This window comes from Gordonia sp. ABKF26 (assembly GCF_041103195.1).
GTDB classification, from domain to species: domain Bacteria; phylum Actinomycetota; class Actinomycetes; order Mycobacteriales; family Mycobacteriaceae; genus Gordonia; species Gordonia terrae.
On sequence record NZ_JBGCVZ010000003.1, the window covers coordinates 2,507,895 to 2,521,414 of the forward strand.

At 67.8% G+C, this 13,520-nt stretch carries 14 protein-coding genes and 2 tRNA genes; 11 read left to right on the forward strand and 5 right to left on the reverse strand.

The genetic code is table 11. The features are described from left to right. Positions 1-88: 88 nt before the first annotated feature. The 5 genes from AB4Z55_RS11720 to AB4Z55_RS11740 all read left to right on the forward strand — a co-directional run bounded on the left by AB4Z55_RS11720 (position 89) and on the right by AB4Z55_RS11740 (position 6,080). On the forward strand, positions 89-1,474 hold the full coding sequence (locus AB4Z55_RS11720) for a glycine--tRNA ligase (RefSeq protein WP_004023004.1): 1,386 nt from the start codon (positions 89-91) through the stop codon (positions 1,472-1,474). A gap of 136 nt (positions 1,475-1,610) precedes the next feature. Then, a complete protein-coding gene (locus tag AB4Z55_RS11725) occupies positions 1,611-2,096 on the forward strand; it encodes a cold-shock protein (RefSeq protein WP_369519754.1) in 486 nt (161 codons plus the stop codon). After that, positions 2,089-3,405 carry a deoxyguanosinetriphosphate triphosphohydrolase gene (locus AB4Z55_RS11730; RefSeq protein WP_369519755.1) on the forward strand — a complete coding sequence of 439 codons (1,317 nt, stop codon included), beginning with the start codon at positions 2,089-2,091 and terminating at the stop codon, positions 3,403-3,405. The genes AB4Z55_RS11725 and AB4Z55_RS11730 overlap by 8 nt, the downstream gene beginning before the upstream one ends. Before the next feature lie 66 nt (positions 3,406-3,471). Next, on the forward strand, positions 3,472-5,394 hold the full coding sequence (gene dnaG / locus AB4Z55_RS11735) for a DNA primase (RefSeq protein ID WP_101819381.1): 1,923 nt from the start codon (positions 3,472-3,474) through the stop codon (positions 5,392-5,394). Positions 5,395-5,522: 128 nt separating this feature from the next. After that, positions 5,523-6,080 carry a dihydrofolate reductase family protein gene (locus AB4Z55_RS11740; RefSeq protein WP_369519756.1) on the forward strand — a complete coding sequence of 186 codons (558 nt, stop codon included), beginning with the start codon at positions 5,523-5,525 and terminating at the stop codon, positions 6,078-6,080. An 86-nt stretch (positions 6,081-6,166) separates the two neighbouring features. Here the strand turns inward: AB4Z55_RS11740 and AB4Z55_RS11745 are convergent. The 4 genes from AB4Z55_RS11745 to AB4Z55_RS11760 all read right to left on the reverse strand — a co-directional run bounded on the left by AB4Z55_RS11745 (position 6,167) and on the right by AB4Z55_RS11760 (position 7,206). Then, positions 6,167-6,240, reverse strand: a tRNA-Ile gene (locus tag AB4Z55_RS11745). Between the two features lie 124 nt (positions 6,241-6,364). Then, a tRNA-Asn gene (locus AB4Z55_RS11750) sits at positions 6,365-6,437 on the reverse strand. Positions 6,438-6,565: 128 nt separating this feature from the next. Then, positions 6,566-6,754: a hypothetical protein gene (locus AB4Z55_RS11755; RefSeq protein ID WP_004022999.1), complete on the reverse strand. Its 189-nt coding sequence runs from the start codon at positions 6,752-6,754 to the stop codon at positions 6,566-6,568. Positions 6,755-6,813: 59 nt separating this feature from the next. Continuing rightward, a complete protein-coding gene (locus tag AB4Z55_RS11760; RefSeq protein WP_004022998.1) occupies positions 6,814-7,206 on the reverse strand; it encodes a helix-turn-helix domain-containing protein in 393 nt (130 codons plus the stop codon). Between the two features lie 106 nt (positions 7,207-7,312). Between AB4Z55_RS11760 and AB4Z55_RS11765 the strand changes: the two genes are divergently transcribed. From AB4Z55_RS11765 to AB4Z55_RS11785, 5 genes are all read left to right on the forward strand, one after another. Next, positions 7,313-8,173, forward strand: a complete 861-nt coding sequence (locus AB4Z55_RS11765) for an SDR family oxidoreductase (RefSeq protein WP_369519757.1) — start codon at positions 7,313-7,315, stop codon at positions 8,171-8,173. A 122-nt stretch (positions 8,174-8,295) separates the two neighbouring features. Next, positions 8,296-8,943, forward strand: a complete 648-nt coding sequence (locus tag AB4Z55_RS11770) for a dihydrofolate reductase family protein (RefSeq protein ID WP_369519758.1) — start codon at positions 8,296-8,298, stop codon at positions 8,941-8,943. Positions 8,944-9,062: 119 nt separating this feature from the next. Continuing rightward, positions 9,063-9,815, forward strand: coding sequence for an isocitrate lyase/phosphoenolpyruvate mutase family protein (locus tag AB4Z55_RS11775; protein WP_354562066.1), 753 nt, complete (start codon positions 9,063-9,065; stop codon positions 9,813-9,815). A gap of 67 nt (positions 9,816-9,882) precedes the next feature. Continuing rightward, positions 9,883-10,308 (forward strand): pyridoxamine 5'-phosphate oxidase family protein, encoded by a 426-nt coding sequence (locus AB4Z55_RS11780; RefSeq protein WP_064570603.1) that lies wholly within the window; start codon positions 9,883-9,885, stop codon positions 10,306-10,308. Between the two features lie 62 nt (positions 10,309-10,370). Beyond that, a complete protein-coding gene (locus AB4Z55_RS11785) occupies positions 10,371-11,312 on the forward strand; it encodes a hypothetical protein (protein ID WP_369519759.1) in 942 nt (313 codons plus the stop codon). A gap of 6 nt (positions 11,313-11,318) precedes the next feature. Here the strand turns inward: AB4Z55_RS11785 and AB4Z55_RS11790 are convergent, their stop codons facing one another. Further along, positions 11,319-12,506, reverse strand: coding sequence for a TetR/AcrR family transcriptional regulator (locus AB4Z55_RS11790; protein ID WP_239401164.1), 1,188 nt, complete (start codon positions 12,504-12,506; stop codon positions 11,319-11,321). Between the two features lie 200 nt (positions 12,507-12,706). On the opposite strand from AB4Z55_RS11790, the gene AB4Z55_RS11795 reads away from it, so the two are divergent. Next, entirely contained in the window at positions 12,707-13,513 is an 807-nt protein-coding gene (locus AB4Z55_RS11795; RefSeq protein ID WP_101819388.1) for an enoyl-CoA hydratase-related protein, read from the forward strand. Positions 13,514-13,520 lie beyond the last annotated feature (7 nt).

Below are 13,520 nucleotides of genomic sequence, written 5' to 3' on the forward strand. Positions count from 1 at the left end.
CGCCTGCATCTCGTGGATGCACGCCGAGCACCGAGCATCAGCACGACCGTCCCAGCCGAACACCTCAACCCGTGGAGAGCAGTTAACCGTGGCCGCCCAGTCCAATGTGGAATCCGTCGTCAACCTCGCCAAGCGTCGGGGCCTGGTCTACCAGTGCGGTGAGATCTACGGCGGTACCAAGTCGGCCTGGGATTACGGCCCGCTCGGCGTCGAACTCAAGGAGAACATCAAGCGGCAGTGGTGGCGCACGATGGTCATCAGCCGCGAGGACGTCGTGGGTCTCGATTCGTCGGTCATCCTGCCGCGCCAGGTCTGGGAGGCCTCCGGCCACGTCGAGGTGTTCACCGACCCCCTCGTCGAGTCGCTGCACACCCACAAGCGCTACCGCGCCGACCACCTCATCGAGGCCTACGAGGCCAAGCACGGGCATCCGCCGGCCAACGGCCTGGCCGACATCAACGACCCGGAGACCGGGCAGCCCGGCAACTGGACCGAGCCCAAGGCCTTCAGCGGTCTGATGAAGACGTTCCTCGGTCCCGTCGACGACGAGGAGGGCCTGCACTACCTCCGTCCCGAAACCGCCCAGGGCATCTTCGTGAACTTCAAGAACGTGATGACCACCGCGCGCAAGAAGCCGCCGTTCGGCATCGCGCAGATCGGCAAGAGCTTCCGCAACGAGATCACCCCCGGCAACTTCATCTTCCGGACCCGCGAGTTCGAGCAGATGGAGATGGAATTCTTCGTCAAGCCGGGCGAGGACGAGGAATGGCACCAGTACTGGATCGACCAGCGGTTCGACTGGTACGTGAACCTGGGCATCGATCCGGAGAACCTGCGGCTCTACGACCACCCCAAGGAGAAGTTGTCGCACTACTCCAAGCGGACAGTGGACGTCGAGTACAAGTTCGGCTTCACCGGTAACCCGTGGGGCGAACTCGAAGGTGTCGCCAACCGCACCGACTACGACCTGTCGACGCACAGCAAGCACTCGGGCGAGGACCTGTCGTTCTTCGATCAGGCGTCGGGCGAGCGCTACACCCCGTTCGTCATCGAACCGGCTGCCGGCCTGACCCGCTCGCTGATGGCGTTCCTGTGCGATGCCTACACCGAGGAAGAGGTGCCGAACGCAAAGGGCGGCACCGACACTCGCACCGTCCTGCGGCTCGACCGGCGGCTGGCACCGATCAAGGTCGCCGTGCTGCCGCTCTCGCGCAACGAGAAGCTCTCGCCGAAGGCCCGCGACCTCGCCGCCGAACTCCGCAAGCACTGGAATGTCGAGTTCGACGACGCGCAGGGCATCGGCAAGCGCTACCGCCGACAGGACGAGATCGGCACCCCGTTCTGCGTGACCGTCGACTTCGACACCCTCGACGACCAGGCCGTCACGGTGCGCGAACGGGACACCATGAGTCAGGAGCGGGTCGCGCTCGACAAGGTCGCCGAGTATCTCGGTGGCAAGCTGCTCGGCGCCTGAGAACTGTCGCGGCGCCTCGGGGCGTACGCCCACGATTCCGCCTGACCTGCGGATGTCTGTCACACTTGATGGCGAGTTGTCGCGTGGAGTAGGGCATGGGGTCCGTCGTGCGCGTGACGAGAGAGTGAGTGGAGTCGTGTCTGTCAGCGGGAAAGTCGTTCATTACGACGCGAATCGGGGATTCGGGTTCTTGGCGCCGGAGTCGGGCGGCGCCGATGTGTTCCTCCACATCAACGACATCGACATCGATGAGAACTCGTTGAAGCCCGGCGCGAAGGTGTCTTTCGACGTCGAGGAGACCGATCGGGGTTCCAAGGCGATCAACGTCGCAGTGACCGAGGCCGCACCCGTCGACGACGCCGCGGGCGCCCGGGCGCACCGCCGCGACGAGCATCACGGCCGAGATCGGGGCGACCGCGGTGATCGGGGCGACCGGGGACGCCACGACGACCGCGGCAGCCGTCGGCCGCGCGGTGGCGGCTCGCTGGACTCCGCCGCGTTCACCGAGGAGCTGACCGAACTGCTGCTCGACGCCGACGGCGCCCTCACCGCACGCCAGATCGTGGCGATCCGGCAGCGCGTCACCGACTTCGCCGTCGCCCGGGGCTGGGTGCTTGACTGACACCCGCCAGGGGCCCGAGACCGTCGGTCATGTTCTCCCGGCGGTGGCCGCGTACGGCGACGAAGCCGTCGAGCGATTCGTTCCCGAGGGAGCCAAGGTCGCGAGCCTGCCCGGCACGCGGACCGATCATCGGAGCGACTTCGCCCGAGATCGGGCGCGGGTCCTGCACTCCGCGGCGCTTCGCCGGCTGGCCGACAAGACACAGGTCGTCGGTCCGCGGGAAGGTGACACGCCCCGCACCCGGCTCACGCATTCGCTCGAGGTCGGGCAGATCGGCCGGGGCATCGCCATCGGCCTCGGCGCCGAACCCGACCTCGTCGAACTCGCCGGACTCGCCCACGACATCGGGCATCCGCCGTACGGACACAACGGCGAACGCGCGCTCGACGAGGTGGCCGCGGATCACGGCGGTTTCGAGGGCAACGCCCAGAACCTCCGAATCCTGACGAGGCTGGAACCCAAGCTGCTCGACGCCGACGGGCACAGTGCCGGCCTGAATCTCACCCGCGCCTCGTTGGACGCGACCCTGAAGTATCCGTGGACCCGGCGTACCCCGGGCGGGAAGTTCGGGGCCTACGACGACGACGCCGGCATGCTCGCCTGGATCCGTCGGGATGCGCCCGGGACCCGGCAATGCGTCGAAGCCCAGATCATGGACTGGTCCGACGACGTCGCGTACTCCGTGCACGACCTCGAGGACGGCGTGATCGGCGGCCGCATCGATCTGCGGACGCTCGGGGACCCGCAGGATCAGCGGGCGCTGGCCGACATCGGCGCCAAGGAGTTCCCCGGTCTCGATCCCGAGGCGCTCGTCTACGCCGCCGCGCGCTTGCACCGGATGGACATCGTGCGTTCGGTGGGTGTCTTCGACGGAACTCTCGACTCCTATGTCGCACTCAAACGGTTGACCAGTGAATTCATCGGGCGCTTCGCGTCGGCGGCGATCACCGGGACCCGCGAGGTGGTCGGGGGCCGGCCGGTGTCGCGCTACGACGCCGACCTCGAGGTACCGGAACTCATCGCCGCCGAGGTGTCGATGCTCAAGACCCTGGCACTGCGGTTCATCTTCTCCAACGAGCGCCACAAGGCGACCCAACGTCGTCAGCGGGAACGCATCCACCGCGTGGCGAACTGGTTCGTCGAGGCGGCGCCCGGCGGTCTGGACCCGATTTTCGTGCCGTGGTGGAACGCCGCGTCCGACGACGCCGCCCGCATGCGCGTCATCGTCGACCAGATCGCGTCGATGACCGAAGGCCGGCTCGAGCGCACCGACAAGCACAATTCGGGGGCGCAAGCGCACCTGGGTTAGCGCCGGGGGATCGGGTCGTCGAAGCACCCGGCCGGGCGGCCTCTCCGGCGTCACTACACTGGTCGCGTGGCAGGCCGAATTCCCGATCGCGACATCACGGCGATCCGTGAGCAGACGAGGATCGAGGACATCGTCGGCGATTACGTCGCGCTGCGTCGGGCCGGTGCCGACAGCCTCAAGGGGCTGTGTCCGTTCCACGACGAGAAGTCGCCGTCGTTCCACGTACGGCCCAACCACGGACACTTCCACTGCTTCGGTTGCGGCGAGGGCGGGGACGTCTACAGCTTCCTGCAGAAGCAGGAACACATCAGCTTCGTGGAGGCGGTCGAGCAGCTCGCCGACCGGATCGGTTACCAGATCAACTACGAGGGCGGCGGCACCGCCATCAAGCGCGACCGCGGGACACGCGCCCGTCTGGTGGCGGCCAACGCGGCTGCCGCGAAGTTCTATGCCGCCGCGCTGCAGTCACCGGAGGCGCAACCGGCGCGCGACTATCTGAAGGAACGCGACTTCGACGCGGTGGCGGCCGTCCAATTCGGTTGTGGCTACGCGCCTGCCGGCTGGGACACGATGACCAAGGCGCTGCTGTCGCAGGGGTTCGAGTTCAGCGAGCTCGAGGCGGCCGGGCTGTCGAAGCAGGGACGCAAGGGTCCGATCGACCGGTTCCACCGCCGCCTGCTGTGGCCGATCCGCAATCTCGCCGGCGACATCATCGGCTTCGGTGCCCGCAAGCTCTTCGACGACGACAACCTCGGCAAGTACATGAACACGCCGGAGACCATGCTGTACAAGAAGTCTCAGGTGCTGTTCGGTCTCGATCACGCGAAGAAGAGCATCGCCAAGGGCCATCAGGTCGTGGTCGTCGAGGGCTACACCGACGTGATGGCGATGCATCTGGCCGGCGTGACCACCGCGGTCGCGTCGTGCGGCACCGCCTTCGGTGAGGATCACCTGGCACTGATCCGGCGTCTGATGATGGACGACTCGTACTTCCGCGGCGAGGTCATCTACACCTTCGACGGCGACGACGCCGGAAAAGCGGCTGCCCTCAAGGCATTCGAGGGGGAGCAGTCGATCTCGGGACAGACCTTCGTGGCGATCGCACCCGACGGCATGGACCCCTGCGAACTCCGCCAGGAAAAGGGGGACGCGGCCGTCCGCGACCTGATCGCGCGTCGAGTGCCGATGTTCGAGTTCGCGATCAAGGCGCTGCTCGCCGGACATGACCTCGACACCGCCGAAGGTCGCGTGCACGCCCTGCGCGACACCGTGCCGGTGGTCGCCCGGATCAAGGACATCGCACTACGCGACGAGTACGCGCGGCAGCTCGCCGGCTGGGTCGGGTGGGAAGAGGTCTCCCAGGTTCTCGGGCGCGTGCGCGAGGAGGGCGCCAGAATCCGGAAGGCGCAGGGCGTCAGCCCATCCGGTGGTCGGGGAGCCACGCGCGGTGCCCGCAACCGACCGGAGGCCGAGTCGGCCCCGACCTCCGCGCGGCCGCAACCCAACGATCCGCGCCTGTGGCCGCAGCGGGAGGCGCTGAAGGCCGCGCTGCAGTATCCGGCGATCGCCGGCACGGTGTTCGACTCGCTGCCCGTCGAGTGCTTCAACGAGCCGGCGTACGCGATCATCCGCCAGGCGATGACCGGTCTCGGCGGGACATCGGCCGGTCTCGGTGGCGCCGCCTGGGTCGACGCCGTGCGCAATGCCGTGGACGATCCGATCATCGACCCGCTCGTGACCGAGCTCGCCGTCGAATCGATGCCGGTCGACGAGGACAACATCGCCCGCTACATCTCCAGCGTGCTGGCGCGGCTGCAGGAGGTGTGGGTGGGCACGCAGATCGCCGACATCAAGTCGCGACTGCGCCGGATGGCGCCCAGCGACGATCCCGACGGCTACAACGCGGTCTTCGGCGATCTCGTCGCTCTCGAGGCCTATCGTCGGAGCCTGCTGGAACAGGCCGTCGACCCCATCGTCGGCGCGGGCTGATCCCGCAGGTGGAGCCGTCCTCGCGGGTCGACCCGGCGACGAGCGCAGCCCCCGCGGCGATGAGTTCCCGCCCCCGCCGAGGTCTACCCCGTCGGCACCCCCGCGACGACCGACGAAGGCAGGAACCCATGGCGACCACGACGTATTCGGCGACGGCATCACTCGACGGATTCATCGCCGGACCTGGTGGTGACATGTCCTGGCTGACCCGGTTCTTCGACGCCCCGACCGGCGGGCAGCCCACGTCCATCGCAGCCGACGACGCCGCCGCCCGGTTGATGCGCGGCACCGGCGCGCTACTGGTCGGCAATCGCTCGTTCCGCGGCGATGATCCCAACAAGGGCACCGACCGGGAAGGTGCGTTCGGCGGTGAATACGACGGAGCCGCGGTGGTTCTCACGCACAACCCGCCCGCCGACGCCGTCGAGGGGGTCACGTTCGTCTCCGATCTGCACGAAGCGGTCGAGCTGGCCAAGGAGATCGCCGGCGAGGCCTACGTCACCGTCATCGGCGCCGAAGTCGCCCGCCAGATGATCGACCACGGGCTGCTCGACGAGGTGCTCGTGTTCTTCGTCCCGGTGTTCCTCGGCGGGGGTGTGCGGCTGTTCGACCGGCCCGATGGTGACGAGGTCCGGCTCACACCGATCCCGGGTGAGACCGAGTACTGGTGTCGAGTGGAGAGATGACCGCCGACCACAGTGTCCCGGTCCGTCGGGAACGCGGGTAGGCAGCCGACAGCGTTGCGGATCGCGCTGCGGCACAGCCACTTCGGTGGGGCGGGCGGGGCTCGAACCCGCGACCTACGGATTATGAGTCCGCGGCTCTAACCGACTGAGCTACCGCCCCATGGGACCCGAAAGCCCGGTGCAGGACATTACCGCAACGTCGACTGCGGTATGAATGCGGACCGACAGGGCCGCCGAACAGAAGAAAGCCCGTCACCTGCCGGAGCGGGTGACGGGCTCATCTGCTCCCCCAACTGGACTCGAACCAGTAACCGTTCGATTAACAGTCGAATGCTCTGCCAATTGAGCTATGGGGGACTGCCTCGGACCTGTTCGGCGCTCATCGAGTGCGTCACCAGGACCGAGGACAGACTTTAGCGCATGGTCGCGCCGGACGACAAAACGCGCGGTCAACCGCACGCGGTCGTCGGTCCGACGCCGAGTCGCTACTCGCGGGGATAATCCTCGGACTCGGCCTCGACCTCGGTGTGCTGCTCGGCGACATCCGCCTCATCGGCGTCGAATGGCACCGTCGGGGCCGGTCCGGAGCCGGGTTCGGGGTCCGTCGGCTGGGCTTGCTCGATCGCATCGGCCTCGCTGGCCTCGATCGGCAGGTCGGTTTCCGGTGACGTCATCGGTCGCTCCTCTCGTCGTCGAACTCCTACGTATCCACGTGTACCCGACGAGGTGGATTTCAGTCTCCGACGCCGCGTCGCTCCTCGTAGCGGGCCTGGGCGTCCCGGACGACGGGCATGTTGTCCTGCACGAGTTCGATCAGCCCGCTCAGCTGGTCGGCTACCTGCCGGCCCAGCGGGGTGAGGTGATACTCGACCTTCGGCGGGATGGCCTCGAGGACGGTGCGGACGATCATGCCGTCGCGCTCGAGGTTCTGCAGGGTCTGCGACAGCATCCGCTCACTCACGCCGTCGACGCGCCGACGCAGCGCGCTGAACCGATAGTTGCTCTCGCCCAAGGCGATGAGCACGAGGCTGCCCCAGCGTCCGGTGACGGTCTGCAGCGTCGTCCGCGACGAGCAGTCCCGGGCGAAGACGTCCGCCTCGAGGGACTGGTCGCTGATCTCGGTCACGGGTTCAACGGTAGCCCAAGGGTCGAGATCTTGCTAACAGTTAGTATTGCACTTACGAAAAGTTAGTGCATACTGTGGTCACCAACCCCGAAGAGAAGAGGACACAATGACCACAGCAGTGACCGGCGCGACAGGACATCTCGGCGGCCTGGTGATCGAGGAGTTGCTCGGTCGCGGCGTCGTCGCCGGCGACATCGTCGCGATCGTCCGCGATGAGTCGAAGGCGTCGAAACTCGCGTCACAGGGCGTCACGGTCCGGGTCGCCGACTACGACGATCCGGACTCGCTGCGGAACGCGCTCGCCGGAGTCGACAAGTTGCTGCTGATCTCCGGGTCGGAGGTCGGGCGACGTCTCGCCCAGCACACCAACGTGATCGAGGCCGCCGAGGCCAACGGCGTCGCGCTCATCGCGTACACCAGCCTGCTACACGCGGATACGAGCGGTCTGAGTCTGGCTCCCGAGCACGTCGCCACCGAAGCCAGGCTGCGCGAGTCATCGGTTCCCGCCGTGATCCTGCGCAACGGCTGGTACTGGGAGAACTACCTGGGGGCCATTCCGCAGGCGGTGTCGACCGGGGTGCTTTTCGGTGCTGCCGGCGACGGACGCCTCGCGGCTGCGGCACGCGCCGATTACGCGGCCGCGGCCGCAGCCGTACTCACCGCCGGTTCCGATCAGGCAGGCAAGGTCTACGAGCTCGGCGGTGACGAGCGACTGACCTACGGCGAGCTCGCCCGCGCGATCAGTGCGGCCTCCGGTGCGACAGTCGAGTACCGCGACCTCTCCGAAGCCGAGTACCAGGCCACTCTCGTCAGCGCAGGTCTGCCCGAACCGGTCGCCACGATGCTGGCGAGCTCCGACGCCGGTATCAGCCGCGGAGAGCTGGACACCGACTCCGGCGATCTCAAGTCGCTCACCGGCCGGTCGTCGACTCCCGTCGCGGACGTCATCGCGCAGGCGCTCGGCTGAACCTCCGTCTCACGATGGTCGCCCGATGTGGTCCGGTCCGAGTCGCAACGATGAGTTTTCCGGCGCCACCGGGTCTGTCCGCATAGATTGCTCGTGCCGACAGACGACGAGAACGGAAAACCATGCCGCAGCTACTGAGAGTCCAGAACTTCTCCATCTCGCAGGACGGGGTGGGGGCGGGGGAGAACCAGACGTTCGACCGCCCCTTCGGTGACCGGGTCGAGCCGTGGGAACTGATGTCGTGGGCGGGTGCCACCGCGAGCTGGCCCAACCGGACCGACCCGGGTGGCACCCGCGGCCTCGACGACTACTTCACTCGCGACTTCGCCCACAACATCGGCGCGGAGATCATGGGCCGCAACAAGTTCGGCTACCAACGCGGTCCGTGGACGGACCATGAGTGGCAGGGGTGGTGGGGCGACGAACCGCCTTTTCACACACCCGTCTTCGTGCTGACGCACCATGTGCGACCGTCGTTCACACTGAGCGACACCACATTCCACTTTCTCGACGCCACACCGGCCGAGGCCGCCGAGCAGGCGAAGACCGCGGCCGCCGGTAAGGATGTGCGCGTCGGTGGGGGTGTCAGCACCGTGCGGGAATTCCTCGACGCCGGTCTCATCGACACCCTGCACATCGCCGTCGCGCCCGTCACGATCGGAACCGGGCTGAAGCTCTGGGAGTCGCCCGAGGAACTCGACGACCGGTACCACCACGAGTCGGTCCCCAGCTCCAGCGGGGTCACGCATCACCTGTTCTGGCGCAAGTAACGCCGGCCCGTCGACCGCACCCCGATCCGGTTGCGGTTTGTCCCGGTAGCCGGGACAAACCACAACCGGATCGCGGCGTCGGTGGAATGCGCCCGCCGATCGGCGTAGTTGTAGGGACCATGACGGAACTCTCCAGCAAGGCCACGACTCTGCTCGAACTCCACCAGCCCGGTAACCCGGTCATCCTGCCCACCGTGTGGGATGCCTGGTCGGCGAACCTCGCGGTCTCGGCGGGATTCACGGCGCTGACGGTCGGCAGTCATCCGGTGTCGGATTCCATCGGCAAGCCCGACAACGAGGGCATCACGTTCGACGAACTGACCACCCGCATCCGGCAGATCACTGCCGCCGTCGACGTCCCGATCTCCGTCGACATCGAATCCGGATACGGGGAAGACCCGAAGACGCTCATCGACGGACTGATCGCGGCGGGTGCCGTCGGTCTGAACATCGAGGACACCGTGCACAGCGAGGGCGGACGGCTTCGCGAGGCCCAGGAGCACGCCGACTTCGTGGGCGCGTTGCGGGCGGCGTCCGACGCCACCGACGTGCACGTGGTGATCAACGCGCGCACCGACCTCTTCGTGAAGCAGGTCGGGGACGACTCCGACCGCGTCGAGCGCGCCATCGAGCGACTGAAGCTGGCCGCCCGAGCCGGTGCGGACGTGCTGTACCCGGTCGGTTTCCACGACGACGCCACACAGAAGCGACTCACCGCGGAGTTGCCCTTGCCGGTCAACGCGATCGGACATCCGACCAAGAACTCGAAGTCGGCATTCGCCGAACTCGGCGTCGCTCGCGTCAGTTTCGGGCCGATCTTCCAGATGGTGCTCGCCGAACGCGCCGCCGAGGTCCTCGAGCCCTGGAAGTAGCGAGGGCATCCCGTCCGAGGTCGTCGAACCCGGACGGGATGTCGGCGGTCCGGTCTACCGTCGGCACATGGCACTCACGAGATCCGAACGAGAAGCGTTTCTGTCCGAACCCCACGTCGCGGCGCTGTCGGTGGAGGCCGAGCCCGGCCGGGCGCCCCTGACCGTCCCGATCTGGTACCACTACGAGCCGGGCGGTCGGCCCTGGCTGCTCACCGGAACCGAGTCGCGCAAACTGCAGCTCATCCGGGCGGCCGGGCGGTTCACGCTCATGGTCGACGAGGTGTCGCCGCGGCTGATGTACGTGGCGGTGTCGGGGGATGCGGTCGACCTGGTCGCCGGCACCCGCGCCGACCTGCAGGAGATGGCGTCGCGCTATCTTCCGCCCCAGGCGGTCGAACCCTACGTGGAGATGGCCGAGAAGGACCACGGTCCGCAGACGAAACTGTTCCTCGAGCCGACGCAGTGGGTGTCGCTGGACCTCGGCAGTCTGTGACCGAGTGCCGCTGATCCGGCAGCGAGACGAACCGGCCGCGACCGTCTCGCTACATTGAACGCATGCCGAAGTCGCGTTCCACGTCCGATCAGCCCGACCCCGCGTCCGCCGAATCCGGCGTCGAGTCCGATCAGCCCGTCGACGTCGGATCGCGGCAGGCGACGTCATCTAGCGACGTCGAGGAGGTGACCCCCCTCGACGGCAACGAGTTCCTCGAGGCCAACCGCAGCAACCGCGACAAGTACCGTGCCGAGGCCGAGGCCAAGGCGGCGAAAGCAGCCCGAAAGGCCGAGCGTAGGAGTGGCACAACAGGTTCCGGTTCCGGCGGCGACTCGGCACCCGACTCGACCGGCACGGGTCTGACGGACTCGGAGGTCCCGAGCCCGGACGCGGCGTCGCCGTCCGCCGAGCCCGTCGCGGACCGGACCCCACGCAAGATCGATCCCGCCGCGGACCGCCGCCGTGGCGCGCGGTGGACCGGATGGACAGCGGCGGTCGGTGCCCGGCCCTGGGCCGTGATCGGGCTGATCGTGGCTGTCGTCGTCCTCGCAGCGTCGACCGCAGTACTCGCGGTGGCCTATGTCGACGCCGACGAGCGGGCCGGGACCAGCGCTTCGGCCGGCGCCTCCACATCGCTTCTCGAGACCGCGCGTCGGTACGCGGCCGAGATCTCCACCTACAACTCCGCCGACTATGCCGACCTCAATCGGCGGATCCGAGAGATCTCGACGCCCGCCTTCACCCAGACATACATCGAGTCCTCGCAGGACGCCCGACGCGGATCGACTGCGGCGGAATCGGTCTCGACGGCGCAGGCCGACAACGCGGGCATCATGTCATTGGACGACGGCAAGGCGGTGGTGCTGGTGACGCTGGACCAGACCCTGAAGTCCCCGCAGACCGCCCAGGAGTTCCCCGACGGATTCCCGTACCAGTCGCGGGTCAAGGTCACTCTCGTCGAGCAGGACGGCCGGTGGCTGATGGACGACTTCGCCGTGCTGTGAGGGAGTTCAGCCGTGCAGCAGGATGCGCATCGCGAGTGCCTCGATCCGCTCGGGTGAGGGCGGTGGGGACTGGCGGGACAGGTCGGTGACCACGTTGAGCGCCGCATGCACGAGGAACCGGGCCTGGGAGAGCGACAACTCGTCGCGGTCGCGGGTGAGCCAGGTGGCGAACTCGTCGACGGTGATCCGCTGCTGGTTGCGGAGTTCCGCGCGTACCTCCGGGGTCGTGTGCCCGATCTCGGTTTCGTAGATCGCGATCAGATCTGTTGTGCTGGAACTCAACCGGATGTAGGCGGCGAGGATTGCGACGATCGCCTCCCGGGGCGTCGTCGACGCGGCGAGGGCGTCGGCGATCGCCGACGTGACCCGGTCGGTGGCGCGCCAGAACGATGCCTCGAGGATTGCGACCTTGCTGGGGAAGTAGCGATACACACCCGAAGCGGGCAGCTCGGCCGCATGCGCGATGTCCTCGATCGTCACGTCCCGGAACCCGCGAGCGGCGAAGAGTTCGATCGCCTCGGTGAGGATGACCTCGCGCCTGGCTGCGGGCGCGAGGCCGGCGACCGTCGGCGGCTCCGGTTCTGTGGACTCGGGGAGGTCGACGTCGAGCAGGCCGGCCGCGGCGCAGCTCATCAGTGCCGTCGCGTCGCGGGCCGGCAACGCGGCGCGGTGCGTCGTCGGACTCGCCGCGACGCTGATCATCGCGGCCGCCATGAGGTTGGCGTCGACCTCGCCGAGCGACGGCCGCAGCCGACGGGCGGCCGCGCGTACGCGTCGGTGCTGGTGGACGACGACGTCTCGGACGATCGCGGCGTCGGCCGGCTCGAGATACCGAGATTCCCAGCGATACAGCCCCCCGCGGCGCCGGTTGTCGAACGAGGTGGCGGTGATCGCCTCGAGGAGCGCGTGCAGTTCCGCCGGCGTCCCCTCGGGAACGGTGTCGAGGACGTCGCGCAGACCGGTGGCGAGTTCGGCGGTGGTCTCGGCGAACAGTGCGTACTTGTTCGGAAAGTGCCGGTACAGCGCAGGCGTGGAGATGCCGACGGCCTCGGCGATGTCGTCGAGACGCACCGCGTGATATCCGCCGTCGCTGAACGCCTTCGCCGCGGAGTCGACGATCATGCGTCGCCGATCGGCTGGACGGCGACGCCGGGCGTCCGATTCGGGACGCGACGTCTGCGGGCGGGCGGTCATGACGACACAGCCTAACCGGAGACCACGTTCTCGTGACACATTTCGGGCTCTCGGACCAAAACAGCAGTAGAAGCGCTCAATCGCAGCTGATAAGTTAACGAGAATTCTCGTGATCTGCGTCGCACTGTGATAGTAATCTTAGCGATGGCACAGATGTGGGGAGCTGTGTCTATCGAAACCGGCATGAGTGGGGAGAGGTAGTGAGCGACGAGAGCACGCACGGCGGAGTGGTGACGTCCGTGGACGATTCCGGGATCGGGCGGCTGACGATCTCGCGACCCGAACGGATGAACGCCCTCGACGGCGGGGCGCATCAGGCGATCGAGGACACGTTGGCGGAGTGGTCGTCTCGGGACGACGTCCGCGTGGTCGTGATCGACGGCGCGGGCGGCAGTTTCAGCGCCGGTGCCGACGTCCGGGGCTTCGCCGAGAGGTCGACCGAGGGCGGCGCGTCCGGGTTCACCCGCGACCAGGCCCGGCAGATCATCTCCGGGGGCTCCGATCTCCTGCGCGCCGTGCGATCGGTCCCGGTCCCGGTGATCGCCTCCGTCGACGGCGCAGCCGCCGGAATCGGCGCATCGCTCGCGCTCGGTGCCGATCTCATCTACACGACGGCACGGTCGTACTTCCTGCTCGCGTTCGTCAACATCGGTCTGATGCCCGACGGCGCCGCGTCGATGTCGTTCGCCACGGCGGTGGGCCGCGTACGTGCCAACGAGTTGGCGCTGCTCGGCGAGAAGCTCCGAGCGTCGGAGGCTCTCGACGCCGGACTCGTCAACGGGGTCGTCGACGACCGCGCCGCGCTCGACGAGGTGGTCGGCACGGTGGCGCACAAGCTTGCGACCAAGAGCCCCGCCGCGCTACGGCTCACGAAAGCCGCGCTCGATGCCCACACGATGGCCGGGTTCGACGCCGCGATCGAGCGAGAACTCGACGGCCAGACCGAACTGCTCCAGTCCCCGGAGTTCCAGGCGGCGATCACCGCGTTCGCCGGCGCCTCCAAGTGAGCGCTGC

Excerpts from the sequence above, each read along its gene's own strand:
- AB4Z55_RS11785 (WP_369519759.1), top strand. The coding sequence starts at position 10,371 with ATGCCGAAGTCGCGTTCCACGTCCGATCAGCCCGACCCCGCGTCCGCC.
- AB4Z55_RS11755 (WP_004022999.1), bottom strand. The coding sequence starts at position 6,754 with ATGACGTCACCGGAAACCGACCTGCCGATCGAGGCCAGCGAGGCCGAT.
- AB4Z55_RS11780 (WP_064570603.1), top strand. The coding sequence starts at position 9,883 with ATGGCACTCACGAGATCCGAACGAGAAGCGTTTCTGTCCGAACCCCAC.
- AB4Z55_RS11790 (WP_239401164.1), bottom strand. The coding sequence starts at position 12,506 with ATGACCGCCCGCCCGCAGACGTCGCGTCCCGAATCGGACGCCCGGCGT.
- AB4Z55_RS11775 (WP_354562066.1), top strand. The coding sequence starts at position 9,063 with ATGACGGAACTCTCCAGCAAGGCCACGACTCTGCTCGAACTCCACCAG.
- AB4Z55_RS11765 (WP_369519757.1), top strand. The coding sequence starts at position 7,313 with ATGACCACAGCAGTGACCGGCGCGACAGGACATCTCGGCGGCCTGGTG.
- AB4Z55_RS11770 (WP_369519758.1), top strand. The coding sequence starts at position 8,296 with ATGCCGCAGCTACTGAGAGTCCAGAACTTCTCCATCTCGCAGGACGGG.
- AB4Z55_RS11740 (WP_369519756.1), top strand. The coding sequence starts at position 5,523 with ATGGCGACCACGACGTATTCGGCGACGGCATCACTCGACGGATTCATC.